Source organism: Pseudanabaena sp. Chao 1811, assembly GCF_027942295.1.
In the GTDB taxonomy this organism is placed as follows: Bacteria; Cyanobacteriota; Cyanobacteriia; order Pseudanabaenales; family Pseudanabaenaceae; genus Pseudanabaena.
In genome coordinates this window covers 1,081,926-1,105,501 of the sequence record NZ_CP101416.1, presented here as the reverse complement: position 1 = coordinate 1,105,501, position 23,576 = coordinate 1,081,926, and the positions used below count along the sequence as shown (strand labels likewise).

Here is a 23,576-nt window from a genome sequence, read left to right as displayed (position 1 = left end):
TTAGGATTGCTATATATCTTAGATTGTTTCCCAAATCGAGTTCCTTAGTTCCATCATGTAGTACCTACCTCGTATGTCTAACCTCGAAAGCTCTCTATCTATAACTGATTTACAGGCGGCGATTATCCGTAATCCTCTAGTCGTAACAGCCGATACGCTCATGATGGAGGCGATCGCCGAAATGAGCAATACAATGCTCTGTGCCTCAAATGCTGAAGAACAGCAGGATTCCCTGTATCTTGAGGCGAAATCTAGTTGTGTCTTAGTCATGGAGGCAGAGTGCGTAGTTGGCATCATCACTGAGCGGGATGTGGTTCTACTGAGCGCTCAACAGCGATCGCTAGATAATTTGACCGTGCGTGAGGTGATGGTAGCGCCAGTAGTCACCTTGAGAGAAGCCGATTTTACAGATTTGTTCGCGGCAGTGAATTTATTTCAGCAATACCATATTCGCCATATCCCAATCTTAGATCAAGGCGATCGGCTGTTAGGAATAGTCACCCATGAGAGCCTATGGAAATTAATGCAACCTGTTTATCCGTCATCAGTCAAACAGACTAGCGAACTCCATACCAAAGTTGAGAATGAACAGATCAACGCCCAAGTTTCTGCAAAAATCGCTGCCTCCTTTTACCGACAAGCTCGTACTGCGCTGTTCGAGCGACAACGTACTGAAGCAGCGTTGAAAGTCCAAATTGACTTTAATCAATTGATTGCTGAGATTACGAGTCGGTTTGTCGATGTTCATCCTAATGAGCTTGATGCAGAGATCAACCATAGTCTGCAACTGATTGGGGAAATTACACAGGTTGATACTAGTTATATCTTTCAATATGACGATGTCAATTTGACTACGAGCATGACCTATGAATGGTCTAACAAGGGCATCCCTAGTCAAATAGCGCTAGCTCAGAATATTCCTTGCTGGACTTTGTTTCCTTGGAGTAGCCAAATTTTGATGCAGCGCGATATTGTTTATATCCGTGATGTTAACGATTTACCTACTGAAGCAGCGATCGATCAAGCTAATTGGCAACAGTTAAACTTAACTTCGATTTTGATGATTCCCTTAGTACAAAAATCCGTTACTACAGGATCAATTGGATTTTCCTCCTTTAGTCAGTCTCTAGCATTGGACGACAAGACCGTGCGACTATTGCAAGTGTTAGGACAGACTATTATCAATGCCCAAGCGCGTTCTCAAGATGAGAATAAAATCTATGAGAGCGAAGAGCGGCTACGACTAGCGCTAAACGCTGCTAACCAAGGCTTATATGACCTAAATCTGCAAACAGGATATGCATTAGTCAGTCCTGAATATGCAACTATGCTGGGCTATGACCATGCCACCTTTGAGGAAAGTAACGCTAAATGGATTGAGCGACTCCATCCTGATGATCGCGAAGCAGTAGCCAAGGTATATCAGGAATATATAGCTGGTAATTTGCCTGAATACAAAGTGGAATTTCGGCAACTTACCCATAGTGGTGAATGGAAATGGATTCTCTCTTTGGGGAAAATTGTGGAATGGGATGAAGCAGGTAATCCCTTAAGAATGCTCGGAACCCATACGGATATTCATGATCGTAAACAAGCAGAGGAACAGGCTCAACGTCGGTTAGTGATCCTTGAAGCGGCTCGCGATATTATTGCTTCTGTGGATGTTAATGGCTATGTCCTCTACCTCAATCAATCAGGGCGATCGCTCTTAGGTATTCCCCCTGACGAGGATCTCGCCCATACACAGATTCCTGACTACCATCCACCAGAGATTGCCGCGATAATTTTGCAGGAAGCTCTGCCCCAATGCGTTCAAAAGGGCTTTTGGTCAGGGGAGACCTTACTCCGCCGCCGTGATGGTAGTACTTTTCCTGTTTTGCAGATGATCGTCTGTCATCGAGGATCTGACAACAATGTTGAGCAGTTTTCGACAATTGCTAGGGATATTAGCGATCGCAAACAAGCTGAAGAAGCTTTACACCAACTGAATCAAGATCTAGAAGCCAAGGTGATCGAGCGCACTCAAGAACTTTGGCGGGTCAACAGTATGCAAAAGGCGATCCTTGATAGTGCTGATTACTCATTTATTTCTACTGATCCCGATGGTACTATCCAGACCTTTAATGCGGCGGCAGAGAGGATGTTGGGTTATAGCGCCTACGAAGTAATTGGTAAAGTGACACCTGCTATTTTGCATGATCCTCAAGAGGTAGTTAATCGGGCTGCATCACTCTCGGTGGAATTAAATCGTCATATCCCTGTGGGTTTTGAGGTTTTTGTTGCCAAAGCACGTCTCGGACTAGTCAGTGAAGAAGAATGGACTTATATTCGCAAGGATGGATCGCGATTGCCTGTGTTACTGTCTGTTACTGCTTTAAGGGATTTCAAACAGAGAATTACGGGTTTCTTAGGTATTGCCAAAGATATTAGTGAGCGCAAACGGGCGGAAATCAGTCTGCAACGGTATGAGAATATTGTATCTTCCACAAAAGATGGGATTGCGCTACTAGATCCTAACTATACCTATCAAATAGTTAATCAAGCCTATCTGAATTGGTGTAATAAATCCTTTGATCAAGTCATTGGATCATCTGTAAGAGATATTTTGGGAGCGGATTTGTTTGACGATTATATCAAACAACGACTCGATCAATGCCTAGGGGGACAGACTGTGCAATATGAAAAATGGTTTGACCAACCTAATGCAGTTCCCCAGTTTTTGAGTGTGACTTATACTCCCTATTTAGATCTCAACAAGAATATTGCGGGCATAATCGTTAGTTTTAGAGATATTACCAACCTCAAACAAGCTGAAGTCGCAATTCAAGAAAGTGAATCCAGATTCCGTTATCTTGCCGACTATGCGCCTGTAATGATTTGGATGTCAGGTTTAGATAAACTTTACTTCCACTTCAATAGACCTTGGCTAGAGTTTACAGGAAGAACTATGGAGGAAGAAGTAGAATATGGCTGGGAAGAGTTGATTCATCCTGAAGATCGTCAATTTTACATAGATAGCTATGAGAATATCTTTGATACCCATCAAAGTTTCTCCGTAGAATATCGTTATAGAAGATTTGATGGCGAATATCGCTGGTTGCTGTCTACGGGTATTCCTCGATTTGATGCTGATGGTGAATTTTTAGGATATATCGGCTCTTGTATTGATATTAGCGATCGCAAACAGGTAGAAGACCAACTACAGGAGTCCAAAGCCGAATTAGAGCGTTTCTTTAGTGTGGCTCTAGACTTATTATGTATTGCTGATATGGAAGGATATTTCTGTCGCCTCAACCGAGCTTGGGAAACGACCTTGGGATATACCATTGCTGAACTCGAAGGACAAAAATATTTAGACTTTGTGCATCCCGATGATGTGGCGGCGACTTTAGAAAGTATGGAAGCTCTAAGTGCACAGGATGCAGTCATCGCCTTTGTCAATCGCTATCGCTGCAAGGATGGAACCTATCGCTATATTGAGTGGTATTCCCGCCCCTATGGTAATTCTGTCTATGCTGCTGCCCGTGATATTACTAATCGCAAATATGCCGAAGAGGAGATTTTAGAAAAGCAGCGATTTATTCAAAAAATTGCCGATGCCTCTCCTAATATTCTCTATCTCTACGATATTCAAGAGCATCGTAATGTTTACTGTAATCGTGAAGTTGCCTCTGTGCTGGGCTATACTTCCGCAGAGATTCAGGCGATGGGCGCAGATTTGTTTAGTAATTTGATGCACCCCGATGATCTCGCCAAAATGCCTAACTATTATCAACAAATTGAAGCTGCTCAGGATGGAGATATCCTTGAGATTGAATATCGGATGCGTCATGTTGATGGCGAATATCGCTGGCTCTATAGCCGTGACTCTATATTTAGCCGAGATGAGCAGGGGCATCCCAAGCAGACAATTGGGACAGCACAGGATATTAGCGATCGCAAACAAGCCGACGCAGCTCTCCGCAATCTCTCTGATCGCTTGACCCTAGCCGTTAAATCTGGGGCACTTGGCATCTGGGACTGGGATATTCCGCACAACATCCTCCGTTGGGATGATCGCATGTATGAGCTATATGGACTTAAGCCAGAACAGTTTGCCAATGCCTATGATGCTTGGGCAAGTACCCTACATCCAGAGGATCGCTTAAATACTGAAAATGCGATTCAACAGGCTCTGCGCGGCGAAAAAGAATATGATCCTGAATTCCGAGTGCTGCTTCCCGATGGAACTAGTCGCTTCATTAAGGCATATTCTTTAGTACAGCGCAATGAACAAGGAGAACCACTAAGGATGGTAGGCATTAACCTTGACATTAGCGATCGCAAACGAGCAGAAATCACGATCCAGCAAACTACCGCGCAGTTAGAAGCATCTAACCGCGAGCTAGAAGCCTTTGCCTACTCGGTATCTCACGATTTACGTGCGCCATTAAGGGCGATCGATGGCTTTAGCAATGCCTTAATGGAGGACTATGCTGATAAATTTGACGAAGATGGTCGAGACTACTTCGAGCGCATTCGTCGCAATATCCAACGTATGGGAATGCTCATTGACGATCTGCTCAGACTCTCGCGCGTATCGCGATCGGAAATGCAGTATAGCAATGTTAACCTTAGCACCTTAGTCCAAGAACAAATTCATGACTTGCAAGAGTCAGATCCGCAAAGACAAGTTGAAGTGGTGATTGCCCCAGATCTATGTGTTACTGCCGATGTCACCCTGATGAGAGTGATCATCAGCAACTTAATCCAAAATGCTTGGAAATTTACCAGTCATCATGCCACGGCTCGCATTGAATTTGGAGTAATCCACCAAGAAGGAGAGCTTGTTTATTTTGTCCGCGATGATGGTGCAGGCTTTGATATGAATTACACTAAAATGCTCTTTGGCGTTTTCCAACGGCTACATAATACCAACGAATTTCCTGGTACTGGTATTGGTTTAGCCACAGTGCAAAGGGTAGTTCATCGTCATGGTGGTAGAGTGTGGGCTGAAGGCGAAGTCGAAAAAGGTGCGACAATTTACTTTACAGTGCCAAATATCCCCGTCAAGATATAACCATTTTTTGTATGGCTGAACCACTGAAAATCCTGATCATTGAAGACTCCGAAGATGACGCTCTCTTATTGCTCCGAGAGCTTCGTCATAGTGGATTTCAGTTGGTTTGGGAACGGGTAGAAACCTCTGAAGCACTACGTCATGCCTTACAGCATCAAGCTTGGGATGTGATTATTTCTGATTATCACTTGCCCACATTGGATGCGCCCACAGCGCTAGAAATTGTCAAACAATGCCAACTCGATCTCCCATTTATCGTGGTATCAGGAACCATTGGCGAAATTGCGGCAGTGGAAATGATGCGTCAAGGCGCTAATGACTACTTAATGAAGGGACACTTAGCCCGCTTAGCAGAGGCGATACGCCGTGAAATAAGGGAGTCAGAGATTCGTAGAGAACGCCTGCGGTCAAGACTTGAATTGGAGCAAACCCAAGAACGTCTCCAACTTGCCCTTGAGAACTCAGGTATTGGACTATGGGATTGGTGGGTACAAACGGGAGCCGTAACCTTGGACGATCGCTGGGCAGAGATTTTAGGCTATACCCCTGACGAATTGCAACCAATCTCTATTGCAACTTGGTTAAATAACCTCCATCCCGAAGATTTACCAAGGGCAAATCTAGGGCTAGAGAAGCACTTTCGGCGGGAGACCGAGACCTATGAATGTGAACTGCGAATGCGCCACAAGTTAGGGGCTTGGGTTTGGGTGCTATGCAAGGGCAAGGTAATGGAATGGGATAACTCTGGCAATCCAGTGCGAATGATTGGTACGCATATGGATATTACAGGGCGCAAGCAGAATGTGGAAATGCTGCTAAAACTCAATGAGACTCTCGAAGATCGTGTCAGGAGTCGTACTATTCAGTTAAGACAGAGTGAGGCTAGCTTAAGGGAAGCACAACAGATTGCCCATCTTGGTAGTTGGGAGTTAGATGTTCAGACTAGAAAATTTAGTTGGTCTGCGGAAGTATTTAGGATTTTTGGCTTAGATTCCGATCTGCCAGAGCTAACCTATGGGCAAATGCTCAATTATTTGGTAAAGGGTGATCGCGATCGCTTTGTCCAACTTATAGATCGAGCCATTACCGAGGGGACAAATGATGAAACCGATCTCCAGATTATTCGTGATGATGGCTCCTCTGGTTATATTTTCGTGAAGCTTGAAGTTATTAAGGATGAATCAGATCACGTAATTCGCGTATTTGGCATTGCGATGGATATTAGCGATCGCAAACAAGCTGAGATCCAGAGGCGACAGCTATTGCAAGAATTATCTGCCTTTAAACTTGCTTTAGATCAGACTGCAATCATTGCTACCACCGATGCCAAAGGGGTAATTATTGATGTGAATGAATACTTCTGTCGTATTTCTGGCTATTCCCGTGAGGAACTAGTCGGTCAAACCCATCGTGTTGTCAAATCTGGCTATCATCCCCATAGCTTTTTTCAAGATATGTGGCTCACGCTTTCTAGGGGGGCGATTTGGCGAGGTGAAATATGCAATCGACACAAGAATGGTAGTCTCTATTGGGTAGAGAGTACGATTGTTCCCTTTGTTGATCCTCAAGGACGACCATTTAAATATCTGGCGATTCGCTACGATATCACTGCTCGTAAACTAGCTCAAGCCAATTTGCAACAGGAAAATATTTTCCGTCAACAAATTATGGAAAATATGGCAGAAGGGCTATGTGTTTGTTACGAAATTGAGGAATTCCCTTTTCTCCATTTTACGGTCTGGAACCGACAAATGCAGTTGATCACAGGTTATTCCTTAGCCGAAATTAATCAATTGGGATGGGAGCAAAGTTTGAGACCTGTATCCCAGAGACAAGCGCAGGAAAGCAATTATCTAGACATGGCATCACCCGTCGAGCATCCTATCCATGAGGAATGGGAGATTCAGCATAAAGATGGGCGAAAGCTGACTATTGCGATGTCGCGATCGTTTTTATCTAGTGATGATGGTAAATCCTATCTGCTGGCACTGCTCCAAGATATTACCGATCGCAAACAGGCAGAACTGAAGTTAAAACAACAGGCAACCCAAGAACATTTGCTCAGTTCTATCACCAAAAGAATGCGTTTATCTCTGGATCTAGATGAGATTCTGAATGCAGCTGTTGAGGAAATCCATCAAGTATTAGAGTTGGATCGGGTGTTAGTTTATCGGGTCTTTGAGGGAGGAACAGGAGCCGCTATAGCTGAATCAGTATCACCAAACTGGCCCAAAATTTTAGATATTGTCTTTCCTGAAGAAGTATTCCCAGAACAAAACTATGAGCGCTATGTGCAGGGAAGAATATATACACTTAGAGATCGCGAAGATCCTCAACAGTTTGTTTTACCCTGTTTAGTCGAGTTTCTTGCTGAAATTCATGTTAGAGCCAAACTCGTAGTCCCTATTATTCAGCAACAAAAATTGTGGGGCTTGCTGATTGCTCACCAATGCGATCGCCCCCGTCATTGGCAAGATTGGGAAATTGATCTACTTAAGCAGGTAGCTATTCAACTAGCGATCGCGGTTCAGCAGGCGAGTTTATTTGAGCAGCTTCAACAGGAACTCTCTGTCCGCCAACAAGCCGAGGCACAACTAACGGAGAGCAATCAACAACTTGCCATTTCTAATGAGGAACTCATTCGAGCAACCAGAATGAAAGATGAGTTTCTTGCCAATATGAGCCATGAACTCCGTACCCCTCTTAATGCCATTTTAGGAATGACTGAAGGACTCAAGGAAGGGGTCTTTGGTACAGTGGGCGATCGCCAGATTAAAGCTCTGCAAACCGTTTATAGTAGTGGTCTGCATCTATTGGAACTGATTAATGACATTCTCGATGTTGCCAAAATTGAGTCTGGGCAAGTGACTCTAGAGTTAACCAATGTGTCCATCACCAATTTATGTCAATCGAGCATCGCTTTCATTAAACAACAAGCCTCAGCCAAAAAGATCCAAGTCATCGACAAGATCCCCCCATATTTGCCCGAATTAATGCTCGATGAACGCCGTATCCGTCAAGTATTAATTAATCTGCTAAACAATGCCGTGAAATTTACCCCTGAGGGAGGGACGATCACCCTCGAAGTTTCCTCCTACATAGCCAATTCAGGCATAGCTAATTCAGAGAAAAACAATGCTGAGGATGTTAGTTATCTGAGAATTGCGGTGATTGATACGGGTATCGGTATCTCCGCAAAGAATATACAGAAACTATTTCAACCATTTATCCAAATCGATAGTGCTTTGAATAGGCAATATGTGGGTACAGGTTTGGGACTTGCCTTAGTAAAACGTATCGTCGAGCTACATGGTGGTAAGGTCGGACTCACTAGTGAAGTGGGAGTCGGGAGTCACTTTATGATCGATCTACCGTCCAAGAATTCCTCAATACATTCTCTGCCATCTTCTTCCGAATTGACAACTAATGCAGATGTGATTTCTTCCGCAATTCATTCAGAATCAACCACATCACCTCTGATTTTACTAGCCGATGACAATGAAGCAAATACTAGTACGATCGCTTGTTACCTAGAGGCAAAGGGATATCGGTTGCTTCTCGCGCAAAATGGTCAAGAGGCGATTGCGATCACTAAAGCCAATCATCCCGACTTAATTTTAATGGATATCCAAATGCCAGTTATTGATGGACTGGAAGCAATTAAACAAATTCGGCTTGATCCTCATTTAGTAGATGTTCCGATTATTGCCCTGACTGCTTTAGCAATGATAGGCGATCGCGAAAGGTGTCTAGCTGTAGGAGCCAATGAATACATTGCGAAACCAGTTAAACTGAAGCAATTAGCCAGTACTATGCAACTGCTTTTAAAGAATTAGGATAGCCGACATAAAGCCTTGCCTATCCTAAGAAATTATTTAAGAATGTGTTTGAGAAGTCTCCTATCTAGCATAAATTTCTGCTTTTACCCCCCTTAATCCCCCCTTTCAAAGGGGGGAAACTTGAATTCTCCCTCCTTTTTACCATTTTCCGCCATTTGCGCGGCGCGAAGCGCCGCGCAAATGATGTTATCGAACTCACGTTAAGATAGAGACTTGGAAAACTGCGATAATCATCATGCTGGTACTTACACATCTATGGAAGCGATCGCCGTCTTAGACAAAGTTTCTTATATCTATCCCAACTCCAAGGAGACAGTATTAAAGGATATTTCCTTAACGATTAATAAAGGAGAATTTTTAGGTGTTATTGGCGCGACGGGGGCAGGTAAAACCACACTATGCCTAGCCCTCACAGGTATCGTCCCCCAGTTTTATGGCGGTAGGTTTTTTGGCAAAATTGCGATCGCAGGTTTAGATAGCCTCGAACATCCCGTAAGTGAGCTAGCGCGACACGTGGGTATCGTCTTTGAAGATCCTGAAGTCCAGATCACCGCAACATCTGTCGAAAATGAAATTGCCTTTGCCTTAGAAAATCTCTGTGTTCCTCGCGAAGAAATTCTACGCCGCATTCCCATCGTTTTAAAATCTGTGCGCCTTGAAGGTTTCGAGCAGAAGAATCCTCAAGAATTATCAGGTGGTCAAAAACAAAGATTAGCGATCTCCGCCGCCCTTGCCCTTCAGCCTGATTTACTGATCCTCGATGAGCCAACCTCACAACTTGATCCCATTGGTTCCCAAGAAGTATTTGCCACCGTTAGAGAACTCAAAGAGAAACTGGGGGTCGCAATTGTGATGGTGTCCCATGCTGCCGAAGAAATGGCAGAGTTTTGCGATCGCATTGCCTTGCTATCAGAGGGCAAATTGCAAGCCCTTGGCACGCCTGCGGAAATTTACGGACAGGTAGATTTATTGCAAAAAAATAAATTACGTCCTCCCGAAGTTGCCCAAGCATTTCATAAAATTCAGCAAAAAGGCATTCATCTTGATCGGATTCCCGTTACCTTAGAATCTGGAATGCAAGCTTTAGAGATTTTGCGATCGCAAAGTCAAATCATTGCTCCCCCAGATTTCTCAACACTAAATTCTATCAACCTCAACAAATCCCCTGTTCTATCAGTCCAAAATCTCCAACATATCTATGATGATGGTACTGAAGCATTAAAAGATATCTCCATTGATATCTATGAAGGCGAATATGTCCTCGTCGTTGGACAGAATGGAGCAGGGAAAAGTACTTTGGTTAAGCATTTCCTGAATCTCCTCAAACCCACTAGTGGCAAAGTATTAGTACGCGATCGCGATACGAGTCAACTATCCGTCAGCGAACTTGCTCAATCTATCGGGTATCTCGCCCAAAACCCCGACAATCAAATCTTCAATACTAGTGTTGAGAAAGAAGTCTCCTTCGCATTGCCATTCCTCGGCTATAAACCTGAAGCAGTCAAACAAGAAACAACCCGCAGTCTCAAAGCCATGCAGCTATGGGAACATCGTAACGCTCATCCCTTATCTTTACCGAAAGGCGAACGCGGTAGGATCGTGATTGCTGCTCTATTGGCAATGAATCCCGATATTATCATTTTTGATGAACCAACCACAGGACAGGACTATCAAGGTGCAGATTCTATTCTAGAAGTGAGTCGGCAACTGCATCAAATGGGCAAGACTGTAATTGTGATTACGCACCATTTATATTTAATGCCCGATTACGCCGATCGCGCGATCGTCATGGGCAAAGGCACAGTTTTACTAGATGCCCCCTTGCGCCAAGCCTATCATCAGACTGATTTACTAGAGTCCACCTATCTCACCCCACCACAGTCTGTAGTGCTATCACAGCACCTCAGTAAAATCTGCGATCGGGACTATCCACTTGTTACTCCCCAAGAATTTGCCAATTGTTTTGCCGTAAATTAGTCACAGTGATCTAGTGGATAGGACGGGAGGTGCAAAGCACCTCCCGTCCTATCCACTAGATCATAGTTATTCTTCCATAAACTATATGAAAATCCAAACCGTTAAATACGATTCTCTGTTCACGCGCTTAGATTTTCGGTCTAAGTTAGTAACTATACTGTCCATTACGATACTTGCCTTTGTTTGGGAAAGTCCGATTGCTGGCGGTATCTTGATGCTGAGTGTAATTTTAGCTTGTGTTCTCGCAGGAGTGCGACTGAACTACTTAGGAACAATTTTAAAGGTGATGATTCCTTTTTATCTTTTTTTGATAGTGAGTATGGGATTCTTTAATGTGGAGCAAGTAAAACTTCTCGCTCACAAATCAGAGTTGACGACTATATTTAGCTTTCCGCAGACATGGTGGCTGATTGGTGGTGCAAAAATGAGTTGGGAAGGAACATTGTATGGATTGAATATAGTCTTTAAGACCCTAACGATGATTTTAGTAATTCCCTTAGCAATTTTTACAACTGATGTGAATCAGATGACTGTAGGCATGGTCAGGGCTAAGATTCCCTATAAAGTGGTATTTATCTTTTCATCTACCTTACGATTTGTACCATTGCTATTAGAGGAAGTGCAATCAATTATTGAGTCTCAGCGCTTACGAGGGCTGAATTTTGAGAAGATGAGTGTTGTCAAGAAAGCACAGGTTTATGCCAAGGTTGCCGTGCCTTTAATTTTAAATTCCCTTTCCAAATCCCAAAAATTAGAGATTGTTTTACAGTCAAAAGCTTTTTCTGGCAGTTCCAATCGTACCTATCTCCATGAGTCGGCACTCACTATTCCTGATTATGTATTAATGATTGGTTCAGTTGTGCTGTTTATTGTCGCGATCGCCTTATATTTTGGTTTCGGAATCGGTAAGTTTAGTTGGTTAATTTATCCCTAAAGACAAAAGAGAGTGGCGGCGCGAAGCGCCGCCACTCTCTTTTGTCTTTTCTTGATCCATGCTTCACATTTTTGGGATTCGTACTTATAATGTATGGGTATGTATTAAGTATTATTACCGTCTCAGCTTTCAGGGCTACTATGCAAACATGAGATTGAATTGTGTTATCCACATCGCATTTATGCAAACACTCTAATCCCTCTTAATGCACCAAACTTTAATCCTACAACTATCCCCATAAATTCATCCTTACTGGAGGCAACAGAAATATATGTCTACCGAAACTATCACTCGTCCTACAACCATACGCAAAATTGCCCCAAGATATCGAGTTTTATTGCATAACGACGACTACAACTCGATGGAATATGTAGTCCAAACCTTAATGCAGGTTGTTAATGGGCTAACCCAGCCTCAAGCTGTGGATATTATGATGGCTGCCCATGCTAGTGGCTGCGCTCTAGTGATTACCTGTGTACAGGAACATGCTGAGTTTTATTGTGAAGGACTACAAAGTAAAGGTTTAACTAGCACCATCGAACCAGAAGAATAGGTAAAAAAGCATCGCGAAGTGATGCTTTTTAGACAATAGAGAAAAGGTAGGATGGTTCTTAGTAATAGTCCTACCTTTTTGTTGTGAACTTCGATCGCTTAATTTCTCGATTAAACTCCTATCAGGCTCCAATCCGCATCATCCTATTTTTGCTGACATTACTAGCCATCTGGCTACCGATCGCAGCACCGATGTATTTGATTTTTGGCGAACCAGTGGGGATTGCGCTCACAATTTTGTTGTATTGTGAATTTTTGGGCTTAATTTGGTTTTGGGGGCGCAAAATTTCTCAATATGCCCATCCCTTTCGCTATTACGGGCTATCTTTTACTGGTAAAAATGGGCGTGATTTTTTATTTGGTTTGAGCTTAGGGAGTGCCACCCTCTTTATTTTTATGGGTTTACAAGCGAGCTTAGGTTGGCTAGCCTTGCAAACGGTGCATTGGCATGATCCCCTACCAACAAGATTATTACCAGCGATCGGAGTCTATTTTGTGGATTGGCAAGGCGCGATCGCCCCAGGGCTATTGACTTCGATCGGTGTAGGCTTTGCGGAGGAAATGCTGTTTCGTGGCTGGATTTTGTCAGAACTTGAGCGGGACTACTCTAAAAAGACGGCGCTGATTTCCGCCAGTCTCTTTTTTGCAGTTTTGCATTTTATTAAACCCCTAAATGTCATTCTGGCGACATGGAGTCAATTTGTCGGTTTGGTCATTCTCAGTATGGCGCTAGTACTGGCAAGGTGGCGTTGTGATGGTCGTTTAGGTGTGGCGATCGGTTTGCATGGGGGACTAGTGTGGTGTTATTACATCGTCAATACAACCCATTTGCTCAAACCCACAGGGGCTGTACCTGAGTGGGTGACGGGGCTGAATGGTAATCCCCTAGCAGGTTTGATGGGGATCATCTTTTTAAGTGCGATCGCGATCGGGTTTCATAAATTTCCCAAAAATAAAGCCAGACCAAGTTGAGGTTTATTTTTTTTGAAATACCTCTTGCCAGTGGTGCAATAAGTGTATATGATTAGATTCGCTTGGAAGACATCTGAGCAAAGGGTCGATGCCCGAGTGGTTAATGGGGGCGGACTGTAAATCCGCTGGCTACGCCTACGCTGGTTCAAATCCAGCTCGGCCCATCTAAATAAAATAAAAAAGCCTCGCTTAGCGAGGCTTTTTTATTAGCAAAGTAATTACAAACGTGAGTTCGATATAGCCATTTACGCCGTGCTTTGCACGGCACAAATAGCGAAAATGGAAAGAATCGCCAAGCGATTCTTCTTTTAAACATAAAGTGGGGATTAAGCCAAAATTTGGGTTAATGCTGAATCAATATCGGGATATTTAAAAGCAAATTTATAGATTTCGGCTTTGTGGGGAATCACACGCTGACCATCTAACAATACGGTTGCTCCCTCACCAAATACCAAGATTAAAGCCGCCGCAGGTGCTGGCAAAAAAGCAGGACGTTTGATTGCTTTGGATAGGGCAATCGTAAAATCTTCATTGGTCACAGGTTGAGGAGCTGTGGCATTGATTGCGCCCGTCACTTCCGAATTTTTCAGCGCATAGATGATTAGCTCGATGAGATCATCGCGATGAATCCATGAAAACCATTGCTTACCTGTTCCCAGTTTACCGCCACCACCAACTTGGAAAATTGGTAGCATCTTGGCGATCGCACCACCCATACCCAAAACAATACCTGTTCTGAGCTTTACTAGGCGTACCCCCAAGCCAGTAACAGCCTCAGCCGCATCTTCCCAGTATTTACAAACATTTGCCAAAAAGTCATCGCCTGCGACGCTATATTCATCAAAGGTCTTATCGAGGCTGGTTCCGTAATAGCCGATCGCTGAGCCACTGATTAAAACTTGAGGCTTCACTTCGGCTTGGGCGATCGCTTCAACCAATACTTTAGTAGTTAAAATACGACTATCGCGGATCTCCTGCTTACGTTTATCAGTCCAGCGCACACCTGCAAGGGGTTCACCCGCAAGGTTAATGACGGCATCACTACCAGAAATCACCCCTGCCCAATCTCCCAACTTCAATGGGTTGTAGCCAACCACTTCCACATTGGGAAAAGATGACTGGGGAAATAGACTACTGGCTTTTTGGGAATTACGAGCTAAGACCACAATGCGATCGCCCAAAGCATGTAATTGCTCAACTAATTTGGTTCCGACAAATCCCGTAGCACCTGTCACTACAATTTTCATAATATATTTCTGCTTAAATTGTTTTTGAACTACATCACTCTGCGATTAAACAAATCACAATATTGGGGGTAACAGTGTTGATTTGCACCATTTACAGCCAGAATATTATGTCTTACTCCGCATCCAACGTTGTAGTAGGAATGTTTGATCTAAATCTTAGGGGTATCCGTCTCCAACCAGTTAATTTTCTCAAGGCGAAAAATCATTCGTACAAATACTCATGGATAGCTCATCAAAAACCAAGTTGTTAATAGTTGACGATGAAGTGGATAACTTAGATCTGCTATATCGCATTTTTCATCATAGTTATCAGATTCTACGAGCTAAAAATGGATTTGAAGCTTTAGCGATTTTAGAAGGTGAGCCAGATATCGGTGTCATCATTTCCGATCAAAGAATGCCCATGATGTCGGGTACAGAGCTATTGAGTCAAGTTGCTGAGATTTATCCTGACACCTTACGCATTATCTTAACGGCTCATACAGATGTTCATGATTTGGTTGAAGCGATTAATCAATCAAAGGTTTTTAAATATATCACCAAGCCCTATCATGTCGAAGAATTGGTTCAGGTGATTCAACAGGCAACTGAAATCCATAAGTTGCTAAAGTCCAGAACTTCTAAACTGCGTAATGAACTAGAAAGCGCCGAAGCTAAATATAAAAGTATTTTTGAGAATGCGATCGAGGGGATTTTTCGGACAACGATCGATGGGCGTTATTTAATTGCCAACCCAATGTTGGCAAAAATTTATGGATATCCTTCTTCGTCATCACTGATTAATAGTGTCACCAATATTGCGAATCAGCTTTATGTAAATCCATCACGTCGCCAAGAATTTATTGATATTTTGCTATCCCATGAAACGGTTACTAATTTTGAGTCACAGGTCTATCGACGGGATGGCACAAAAATCTGGATTTCAGAAAATGTGCGGGCAGTTCGAGATGAAGAGGGAACTCTAATCGGTTTTGAAGGTACGGTTCAAGATATTACTCAACGCAAGAGAGCCGAAGAAGAATCCCAGTTATTGCAACGCCTAACCCTAGAAATTAGTGCTGCCAACGACTTCCAATCTGCATTAGAAATTACTCTCAGCAAAATTTGTCAATTTACGGGATGGGACTATGGCGAAGCATGGATACCATCCCCTGATAGCCAAGTTTTGGTATGTAGTCCTGCATGGTATAGCAGCATTGAAGGATTGCAAGAATTTCGCCACTATAGTGAAAAGATTTCCTTCTCCTCAGGACTTGGCTTTCCGGGCAGAGTCTGGGGACATCAGCGCCCAGAATGGATTTGGGATATTGCCCTTGAACCTGAAACCAGCTTTCTCCGCAAATATCCTGCGATGGAATGTGGTTTGCGATCAGGCTTGGCGATTCCTGTGAGCGCCAATAGTCAGGTTGTAGCGATCATGGTTTTTTTTACTAGATCCCCAAATGATGGCGATCAGCAATTGGTGGGTTTAATCGGGGCGATCGCTATGCAGTTAGGAGCCTTGATGTTGCGTAAACGGGATGAGGAAGCACTGCGATTGATGAATGAAGAACTTGCCCTAGCCCGCGATCGCGCCTTAGAAGCTAATCGTACAAAAAGTACCTTTGTGGCAAATATGAGCCATGAGTTACGCACCCCCCTCAATGCCATCATCGGTTATAGCGAAATGTTGCAAGAGGACGCGGATGAACTTGGCTTACAGGATTTTGTTCAAGATCTCCAAAAAATTTATCAATCGGGAAAGCATTTACTGGATTTGATTAACGATATTTTGGACATGACCAAAATCGAAGCAGGTAAATTAGAAATCCATTACGATGATTTTGATGTTCCTATTCTGATTAGAAATACCACTACATCAATTCAACCATTACTTCTCAAAAATAATAATCACTTAATTGTCGATTGCGATCCTCAGCTTGGGGGCATTCATGCAGATATGACTCGCCTGCGGCAAGTTCTATTAAATGTGTTAAGCAACGCTTGTAAGTTCACCAAATCAGGGGAAATTCAAGTCAAGGTCAGTCGGCAGCATTTTGAACAAGGAGAATATTTTTGCTTTACGATTAGCGATACGGGAATTGGCATTAGTCCTGAAAATATTCAAAAGCTGTTTCAACCTTTTAATCAAGCCGATAGTTCTACGACTCGCCAGTATGGAGGTACAGGTTTGGGACTTGCTATTAGCCATCGTCTTTGTCAGATGATGGGCGGCGAAATTACAGTACAGAGTGTATTGGGCAAAGGATCAATCTTCACGATCTATTTACCAGTTAATAGTGAAATTGCGAAACAGAATAACAAGCCTAAACTATCGGTATTATCAAAGCAGCAATTAATTGCCAATCAGTCCAATTTAGATGACAAATTAGAAAAACCAGTTTATCCATCGATTTTAGTGATTGATGACGATCCTAATGTTCATCAATATACAAAATCCTATTTGAGTCACCTCGGCGTATTTATTTATTCCGCCTTCAATGGTGAGGATGGTCTGGATTTAGCCCATAAAATTTTGCCTAATGCCATTATTTTGGATGTGCAAATGCCATCAATGAGTGGATGGGAAGTTCTGAAGGATTTAAAGTCACAACCATTGACTTCAGGAATTCCGATTATCTTGCTGACAATTAATAATGACTACCATGAGAGTTATGAGATTGGCGCACAGGATTACTTATTTAAGCCCATCGATCGCGATCGCTTGATTCTCTCAATTGATAAACATCGCCCTACGCCTAAGGCTCAGTTATCAATCTTGATTATCGAAGATGATATTAATATCCGCTCAATGCTGAGGCGCATGTTAGAAAAGGAGAACTGCCTTGTTATAGAGGCACAGGATGGACATGAGGCTTTAGCTGTACTGGTTAAACAGACTCCCCAATTGATTTTGCTAGATCTGATGATGCCAAATATCGACGGGTTTGAGTTTATTCATTTACTCAGATTGCGGCAAGATCTTCCTTCCATTCCCATTATCATCATTACCGCTAAGGATTTGACTAACGAAGATTATGTGCGGTTGAGTGGCTCTGTCCAGAAAATTCTCCAAAAGACAAACTTCAGCTATGTGCAGTTACTAGAAGAAATTGTGCAACGCCTGTATAAATTTGGCATCTTGACTAAAAATTAGATTTTTGAGATTGTTCGTTGCTGCTCCGTCAATACGTGATGATGTCCCTCTCAGAGAGTGGGACATCATCACCCTAAAAAATTTATCAGGTGAAAGCGTCACTCACACTAAATGAATGATTGCTACACTATTGCAATAAACTATTGCTTATTTTCTTGCGCTCCAGACTCTAGACCGCCATTTCAATGCCAAATACTAATATTACGATTCATCCCCGCGCCATCGTCCACCCTAATGCCAAAATTGGTGAAGGGACATCCATCGGAGCTGATGCCATTGTTGACGAGTTTGTGCAGATCGGCGATCGCTGTGAGATTAGAGCAAGGGCAATCGTGACGGGGCATACGAAGATCGGCAATGATAATCAGATTGGTTATGGGGCAATTGTTGGCTCAGAGCCTCAGGATACCTCCTACAAAGGCGCAATTAGTTTTGTGGAAATTGGCGATCGCAATGTATTGCGCGAATATGTCACCGTCAACCGTGGCACGAAGGAAGGCTCGGCTACCAAAATCGGTAATGATAATTTGCTATTTACAGGCGCACATGTTGCCCACAACTGTACAATCAGCGATCGCGTAATTTTAGTAAATAACGTTTTGCTAGCGGGTTATGTAGAGGTGCATAACAATGCTTTTATGGGTGGGGATTCCGTAGTGCATCAGTTTACGCGCATTGGCTCCTATGCGATGATTCGTGGACAAACTCGCCTTGGGATGGATGTGCCTCCCTACTGCATGGCAGTTGATACAAATATGGTGTTGGGACTCAATCGCCTTGGTCTGCGCCGCAATGGTTTTAGTCACGAACGCCGCCGAGCGATCCTCGCAGCCTATGATGTGATTTATAAATCCGATCGCAATCGTACTCAAGCGATCGAATTCCTCGAGTCAGATCTCGAATTTGCCGATAATCCTGATATTCAATTATTTTGCGATTTTATTAAATCTAGTCGTCGTGGTATTTGCAAACATTACGAGCGAGGTGCAAGTCGCGTCGAAGAAGATTAAGACCGATGAAATCCATACCATCGGTATGACTTTCACAATTTCAGAATTGCCAAAATGTGCTGCTAATCATGGGAATTATTACCAAACGTTCATCTAAAAAAGTTCGAGCTAATGAGATCCTCATTCGCCTGAAACGCTTATATCCCGACGCAACCTGTTCCCTAGATTATGAAACCCCTGTACAGCTTTTAGTAGCGGTAATTCTCTCGGCTCAATGCACCGATGAGCGTGTGAATATGGTGACACCCAAATTATTTGCGCGTTTTCCCGATGCGATCGCCCTAGCCAATGCTGATCTTGATGAGCTCATGGAATTAGTCCATTCCACAGGCTTTTATCGCAACAAAGCTAAAAATATTCGTGGCGCTTGCGAAATGATCATCAGAGACTTTGATGGGCGAGTCCCCAATACGATGGAAAAGCTACTCAAACTACCGGGGGTAGCTCGTAAAACTGCCAATGTGGTCTTAGCCCATGCCTATGGGATTAATGCAGGCGTGACCGTTGACACCCATGTAAAGCGCCTTACCAAGAAATTGGGACTAACCAAATTTGATGAACCGATCAAGGTCGAACGCGATCTCATGTCACTACTGCCCCAACGGGATTGGGAAAATTGGTCAATCAGGATTATTTATCACGGACGGGCGGTTTGTAATGCCCGTAAACCTATGTGTGATCGCTGTGAACTCGCTGATTTATGCCCATCAGCATCACTGTAAAATCCCTATAAGAAGGGAGCTTTACCGACTTTTTATAGATTTGCGAAAAAGCTCACATTACCAGTTCTTGGGGCGATGGTTGTGAAGTTTTCTAAAGATACTCACCCTTTATGCAGTGACATCTGCGCTTATTCCCTAAAATGAAGACAAAATTCTCCCTGCAATCTTTACTTAATAAAGACTTATGACAGATTTTGTAAAACCATTCAAAAATGATCCCCAACTAGGGAATTTGTCTACTCCTATCAGCGACTCAGCGATTGTGAGAGCTTTTATCGGTAGCCTTCCTGCTTACCGTGCGGGCTTGTCTGCTAGCCGTCGTGGTCTAGAAGTTGGCATGGCTCATGGTTACTTTATCTATGGACCTTTTGCCTATTTTGGTCCTCTTAGAGATACTGAGCTTGGTGGTCTTGCTGGTTTGTTTGCAGCCGCAGCTCTAGTTGTGCTATTGACCCTTGGCTTGTCCTTGCATGGTCAAAGCGTAACTACTCTCCAGTCTAGCTCTGCGGTTGAAGCACCTGCTGACTTGGGTACAACCGCTGGTTGGAGCGAATTTGCTAGCAGCTTCTTGGTTGGTGGTGCTGGTGGTGTGGCTTTTGCTTACTTCCTAAGCAACCTAGAGCCATTCCAAAAGTTTATTCCTTTAATTTGGTCCTAAGACATCTGAAGTGTTGTTAACTTCAGCACTGAGATTAATTTCATCCCAAGTTAAATTCTGAAATAATTCATACTTATTCAAGGAACCTCATAACCATGACTGGATACTACGCTCACTTCTACGTTTCTTACATTTTCGTACCCCTATTTGGAGTAATCCTCCCTATCGCTGCGATGGGCTTGCTATTTAACTATGTTGAAAACTAAAGCATCCTTGATGCCAGCTTTTTAACCTGTCCTCTGTAATTTATTTTTCATTAAATTTTCCTAAGGCGATCGCCTGACGGTGAAAAGGAGAGTTGGTACTTTGTGCCAACTCTCCTTTTTGCTGCAAGGTCAATTTTGTGAAGAGTTAAGATAGGGACATTATTTTTTTTTACATCTATGTCATATCTACACCTAGCTATCACGACCTTATTGGCGATCGCTTGTTTATTCCTATCCCCTCTTAATGTTAAAGATGCTCAAGCTGAAACCCTTTCCTTTAGCCATGCTCAGTTAAAAGGACGTGATTTCTCAGACAGAGTACTAGCGGGTTCGGGCTTTGCCAATGCCAATATGGAGGGGGCAAATTTTGAAAATGCGGATGTACGTGGATCTGTATTTAGTGCAGCGATTTTGCGAAATGCTAATTTGCGCGGGGCAGATTTTTCGGGAGGACTGCTAGATCAGACGGATTTTGCTAAGGCGGATCTGAGTAATGCTGTGTTAGTTGAGACGATTCTCTTACGCAGTACTTTTGATTTTGTCAATATTGATGGTGCCGATTTCACAGACGCAATTATGGATGGTGGACAGCGTAAGTGGTTATGCACTAAAGCAAAGGGAATTAATTCTAAAACAGGGGTTAGTACTAGAGAATCTCTAGAATGTGACTAGCCTAATAATAAATTAAAAACCTATAGCGCACGCTCAGCGTGCGCTATAGGTTTTTAATGGGATCGATCTAGATATGAAACTCGACTTCTAATAGAGATAAATCATCTTCAAAGGGACGATTATTAGCGGCTTCTTTAACGCAGGACAATATGTATTCAATTCTAGATAGGCGATCGCTAGGAATTCTAATAAAAGTGTCAATTAAGGCATTAAAGCCCCAGATGGTTTCATCTTCCTGTGGAACTTCATAAACACCATCACTAAATAAATATAATCTGCTGTTAGTATCAATCTCACAAGCCTGTTCTTGATAACTGATATCAGGCATCATCCCAATCGGTAAGCCAGAGGTTTTTAAAAGTTTGATTTTTGGTATTTCTTCGTTAGAAATTAGTACCGATGGTGGATGTCCAGCACTGGAATACACCAATTGATGGGTTTGTTTATCGTATACACCATACCAAATGGTGAAATACATATCGTTATGCACAGACATCTGGAAAGTATTATTTAGGTCACATAATACTTCGCTAGGACTATAAAAATTCGTAGTGTTTTGAGATGTGCGGCTATGTCTTAAACTACGGGTACGCATTAGGTTTAAGACAGAAACCGATAACAAAGCTGAGCCAACGCCATGTCCTGAAACATCTAGTAAGTAAAATGCGAGGTGATCGCTATCTAACCAGAAATAATCAAAGCTGTCACCTCCAAGCTGCGTTGACGGTAAAAAGCTAGATTGAATTGAGATGTCACCTTCAATTGGTTCAGGTAAAAGCGATCGCACATATTGCGAAGCTTGAAATAATTCTTGTTCGATAACTTGTTTTTGTCTTTGCAGTTCTTGAGTTGCTTGGTACAGACGTAAACCTGCTCTTACCCTTGCCCGTAACTCATTAATCCGTGGCGGCTTACTTAAAAAGTCATCTGCCCCCATTTCCAAGCCTCGAACCAAGTCCCCCTCTTGATCACGAGCCGTTAACAAAATCAGATAAATACTAGCGAGTTCGACATTGCTTTTGATCCGATGGCATACCTCTAAGCCATCCATAATTGGCATCATCCAGTCACAAATAATTAAAGAAGGATGGAGTTCTTTTGCCTTAGCCAAACCCTCCTCACCATTCTTTGCCAAAGCTACTTCATAGCCCTGACTCTTGAGAAATTTCTGTAGAGTCAGTCTAATCGTGGGATCGTCATCAATGATGAGAATTTGAGGCATATTGATGTGTCTGGTTTACAAAGCGATTAAACCATTGAGTCATCTCAATAATTTAATCGCATAAAAGTTTAATGATTACTGCTATTCATCAATAGCAAAGGACTTGGCAACTCTGGAGAATAGCTCTTTGACCTTTTCCCAGCGTCTTTCCGAGCTAGAAATACTTAAGGTATAAAGATTGCCGCGATTAGTTGATACCGTAACTAGGTCATGGCGTGGTTCGCCTTGCAAACGCTTAACTGCATACTCAAAAGTGTAGTAGTTGCGATCGCCTGATGCTCTTTGTTCGGCATTAATTAGCTGAGCTTGACGACCTGACCCCTCTGGGGCAACGACCCTCTGCTGTAAACGCAAACCAATCGCTTCAGTATCTCCAATATCTTCTAGAGATTTCACTGTTTCTAGTTTACTAATTGCTACGGATACATTTTCTGAAGGCTCGATAATGTCATGGAACAAAATATCGATCGTTGAATTGCCTTTAGTTTCTGTCCAACCGTTGGGATATAAAAAGCGGTAGCCGTCTTTACTGTCTGCAAATGGGACTAAGCCACTTGTAGGCGTACTAGCACAACTGGTCAGCAACAGGGTAAACACCACAAGCAAAGTAGAGACAGCACGTTTGAGCATAATCTTAGAGGATTAATGAAATAAATAGCAAAAATTTGATGAAAAAATATTTGAAACTCTGATCAAAAAAATAGTTGGATCAACCCGTTGGCAACTACTCTGTATGATATGTCAAGTCCATATCTAGAATACAGTAACGCATAGCCTTCTAAAGTAAAGAGGCATAATCTCAGCAAGTCTTCCCAACCCATCTTGAGGTTTACTGATTTTATCGTAAAAAACTAGGTATTTTTAATCATTGTAAAGTATTACATCAAAAGATTACGCTTCATATCCAACCATCCAAGTCAATAACGCTAGTATGATAAGTTCTATATCGAAAGTCATAGAAAAGACTTGATTTAACTTAAGCAAAACTTAAAACCGTCTTAAAAGTTTAAATTTAGTTTACATTCACATAATTTATGAGAGGTAACGTGGTGACTAGCAACAAATCTGTAGAACTGCAACAAGGTGATCTCAGCGAATACGTCGCACATTTGCAATTACATATGGCTTTGCAAGCCCGTAACCTCGTCCCGAATTTGAGTAGCGATCGCACTCAAGATAGCCGTAGCAGAATGCTATCGAGTACTCAAGCGGATTTCGAGAGATTGGCTTCTCGCCTATAGTTGCAAAAAGAGGTGCAAAGCACCTCTTTTTTTGTAGACAAGGGGCTTAAGCCCCTTGTTTTAAAATTTTTGGCACAATAGAAAAGTAAGATCAAAGGGAGTCAGCTTTGCTGACTCCCTTTGATGAAG

Annotated in this window: 16 protein-coding genes and 1 tRNA gene; 14 read left to right on the top strand and 3 right to left on the bottom strand. The window is 42.7% G+C overall.

Going from position 1 to position 23,576, the window contains the following annotated elements:
- The first annotated feature begins 73 nt into the window (after positions 1 to 73).
- The 7 genes from NMG48_RS05180 (at position 74) to NMG48_RS05150 (ending at position 13,497) form a co-directional block, all read left to right on the top strand.
- The gene (locus tag NMG48_RS05180) at positions 74 to 5,059 is read left to right on the top strand and encodes a PAS domain S-box protein (protein ID WP_271254275.1); all 4,986 of its coding nucleotides are present in this window, start codon (positions 74 to 76) and stop codon (positions 5,057 to 5,059) included.
- A gap of 11 nt (positions 5,060 to 5,070) precedes the next feature.
- Positions 5,071 to 8,895, top strand: a complete 3,825-nt coding sequence (locus tag NMG48_RS05175) for a PAS domain S-box protein (protein WP_271254274.1) — start codon at positions 5,071 to 5,073, stop codon at positions 8,893 to 8,895.
- Between the two features lie 258 nt (positions 8,896 to 9,153).
- Positions 9,154 to 10,875 (top strand): ABC transporter ATP-binding protein, encoded by a 1,722-nt coding sequence (locus NMG48_RS05170; protein WP_345961242.1) that lies wholly within the window; start codon positions 9,154 to 9,156, stop codon positions 10,873 to 10,875.
- Positions 10,876 to 10,960: 85 nt separating this feature from the next.
- Complete coding sequence (locus tag NMG48_RS05165; RefSeq protein ID WP_271254272.1) at positions 10,961 to 11,809, top strand: energy-coupling factor transporter transmembrane component T family protein; 849 nt, start codon at positions 10,961 to 10,963, stop codon at positions 11,807 to 11,809.
- 271 nt (positions 11,810 to 12,080) lie between these two features.
- Positions 12,081 to 12,362 (top strand): ATP-dependent Clp protease adapter ClpS, encoded by a 282-nt coding sequence (gene clpS / locus NMG48_RS05160; protein WP_126388719.1) that lies wholly within the window; start codon positions 12,081 to 12,083, stop codon positions 12,360 to 12,362.
- Between the two features lie 83 nt (positions 12,363 to 12,445).
- Positions 12,446 to 13,333: a CPBP family intramembrane glutamic endopeptidase gene (locus tag NMG48_RS05155; RefSeq protein WP_271254271.1), complete on the top strand. Its 888-nt coding sequence runs from the start codon at positions 12,446 to 12,448 to the stop codon at positions 13,331 to 13,333.
- Positions 13,334 to 13,415: 82 nt separating this feature from the next.
- A tRNA-Tyr gene (locus tag NMG48_RS05150) sits at positions 13,416 to 13,497 on the top strand.
- Positions 13,498 to 13,659: 162 nt separating this feature from the next.
- On the opposite strand, the gene thyD is transcribed toward NMG48_RS05150, so the two are convergent.
- Positions 13,660 to 14,580, bottom strand: a complete 921-nt coding sequence (thyD, locus tag NMG48_RS05145; protein ID WP_271254270.1) for a thylakoid membrane protein ThyD — start codon at positions 14,578 to 14,580, stop codon at positions 13,660 to 13,662.
- Between the two features lie 220 nt (positions 14,581 to 14,800).
- Here thyD and NMG48_RS05140 point away from each other — a divergent pair, with 220 nt between their 5' ends.
- The 6 genes from NMG48_RS05140 (at position 14,801) to NMG48_RS05120 (ending at position 20,984) form a co-directional block, all read left to right on the top strand.
- Positions 14,801 to 17,716 (top strand): response regulator, encoded by a 2,916-nt coding sequence (locus NMG48_RS05140; RefSeq protein WP_271254269.1) that lies wholly within the window; start codon positions 14,801 to 14,803, stop codon positions 17,714 to 17,716.
- Between the two features lie 185 nt (positions 17,717 to 17,901).
- Positions 17,902 to 18,726, top strand: a complete 825-nt coding sequence (gene lpxA, locus NMG48_RS05135; RefSeq protein ID WP_271254268.1) for an acyl-ACP--UDP-N-acetylglucosamine O-acyltransferase — start codon at positions 17,902 to 17,904, stop codon at positions 18,724 to 18,726.
- 68 nt (positions 18,727 to 18,794) lie between these two features.
- Positions 18,795 to 19,448, top strand: a complete 654-nt coding sequence (gene nth / locus NMG48_RS05130) for an endonuclease III (RefSeq protein ID WP_271254267.1) — start codon at positions 18,795 to 18,797, stop codon at positions 19,446 to 19,448.
- Positions 19,449 to 19,632: 184 nt separating this feature from the next.
- Positions 19,633 to 20,106, top strand: coding sequence for a photosystem I reaction center subunit XI (locus NMG48_RS05125; RefSeq protein WP_271254266.1), 474 nt, complete (start codon positions 19,633 to 19,635; stop codon positions 20,104 to 20,106).
- Between the two features lie 95 nt (positions 20,107 to 20,201).
- The gene (locus NMG48_RS21630) at positions 20,202 to 20,312 is read left to right on the top strand and encodes a photosystem I reaction center subunit VIII (RefSeq protein ID WP_126388708.1); all 111 of its coding nucleotides are present in this window, start codon (positions 20,202 to 20,204) and stop codon (positions 20,310 to 20,312) included.
- Between the two features lie 177 nt (positions 20,313 to 20,489).
- The gene (locus NMG48_RS05120; RefSeq protein ID WP_271254265.1) at positions 20,490 to 20,984 is read left to right on the top strand and encodes a pentapeptide repeat-containing protein; all 495 of its coding nucleotides are present in this window, start codon (positions 20,490 to 20,492) and stop codon (positions 20,982 to 20,984) included.
- A 67-nt stretch (positions 20,985 to 21,051) separates the two neighbouring features.
- On the opposite strand, the gene NMG48_RS05115 is transcribed toward NMG48_RS05120, so the two are convergent.
- Positions 21,052 to 22,206 (bottom strand): SpoIIE family protein phosphatase, encoded by a 1,155-nt coding sequence (locus tag NMG48_RS05115; protein WP_271254264.1) that lies wholly within the window; start codon positions 22,204 to 22,206, stop codon positions 21,052 to 21,054.
- Between the two features lie 81 nt (positions 22,207 to 22,287).
- On the bottom strand, positions 22,288 to 22,836 hold the full coding sequence (gene psbP, locus NMG48_RS05110) for a photosystem II reaction center PsbP (protein ID WP_271254263.1): 549 nt from the start codon (positions 22,834 to 22,836) through the stop codon (positions 22,288 to 22,290).
- 404 nt (positions 22,837 to 23,240) lie between these two features.
- On the opposite strand from psbP, the gene NMG48_RS05105 reads away from it, so the two are divergent.
- Complete coding sequence (locus NMG48_RS05105; protein ID WP_126388700.1) at positions 23,241 to 23,447, top strand: hypothetical protein; 207 nt, start codon at positions 23,241 to 23,243, stop codon at positions 23,445 to 23,447.
- Positions 23,448 to 23,576: the final 129 nt, after the last annotated feature.

Coding starts and splice junctions, on each gene's coding strand:
- NMG48_RS05180 (WP_271254275.1), top strand. CDS start 74: ATGTCTAACCTCGAAAGCTCTCTATCTATAACTGATTTACAGGCGGCG.
- NMG48_RS05175 (WP_271254274.1), top strand. CDS start 5,071: ATGGCTGAACCACTGAAAATCCTGATCATTGAAGACTCCGAAGATGAC.
- NMG48_RS05170 (WP_345961242.1), top strand. CDS start 9,154: ATGGAAGCGATCGCCGTCTTAGACAAAGTTTCTTATATCTATCCCAAC.
- NMG48_RS05165 (WP_271254272.1), top strand. CDS start 10,961: ATGAAAATCCAAACCGTTAAATACGATTCTCTGTTCACGCGCTTAGAT.
- clpS (WP_126388719.1), top strand. CDS start 12,081: ATGTCTACCGAAACTATCACTCGTCCTACAACCATACGCAAAATTGCC.
- thyD (WP_271254270.1), bottom strand. CDS start 14,580: ATGAAAATTGTAGTGACAGGTGCTACGGGATTTGTCGGAACCAAATTA.
- NMG48_RS05140 (WP_271254269.1), top strand. CDS start 14,801: ATGGATAGCTCATCAAAAACCAAGTTGTTAATAGTTGACGATGAAGTG.
- lpxA (WP_271254268.1), top strand. CDS start 17,902: ATGCCAAATACTAATATTACGATTCATCCCCGCGCCATCGTCCACCCT.
- nth (WP_271254267.1), top strand. CDS start 18,795: ATGGGAATTATTACCAAACGTTCATCTAAAAAAGTTCGAGCTAATGAG.
- NMG48_RS05125 (WP_271254266.1), top strand. CDS start 19,633: ATGACAGATTTTGTAAAACCATTCAAAAATGATCCCCAACTAGGGAAT.
- NMG48_RS21630 (WP_126388708.1), top strand. CDS start 20,202: ATGACTGGATACTACGCTCACTTCTACGTTTCTTACATTTTCGTACCC.
- NMG48_RS05120 (WP_271254265.1), top strand. CDS start 20,490: ATGTCATATCTACACCTAGCTATCACGACCTTATTGGCGATCGCTTGT.
- NMG48_RS05115 (WP_271254264.1), bottom strand. CDS start 22,206: ATGCCTCAAATTCTCATCATTGATGACGATCCCACGATTAGACTGACT.
- psbP (WP_271254263.1), bottom strand. CDS start 22,836: ATGCTCAAACGTGCTGTCTCTACTTTGCTTGTGGTGTTTACCCTGTTG.
- NMG48_RS05105 (WP_126388700.1), top strand. CDS start 23,241: ATGAGAGGTAACGTGGTGACTAGCAACAAATCTGTAGAACTGCAACAA.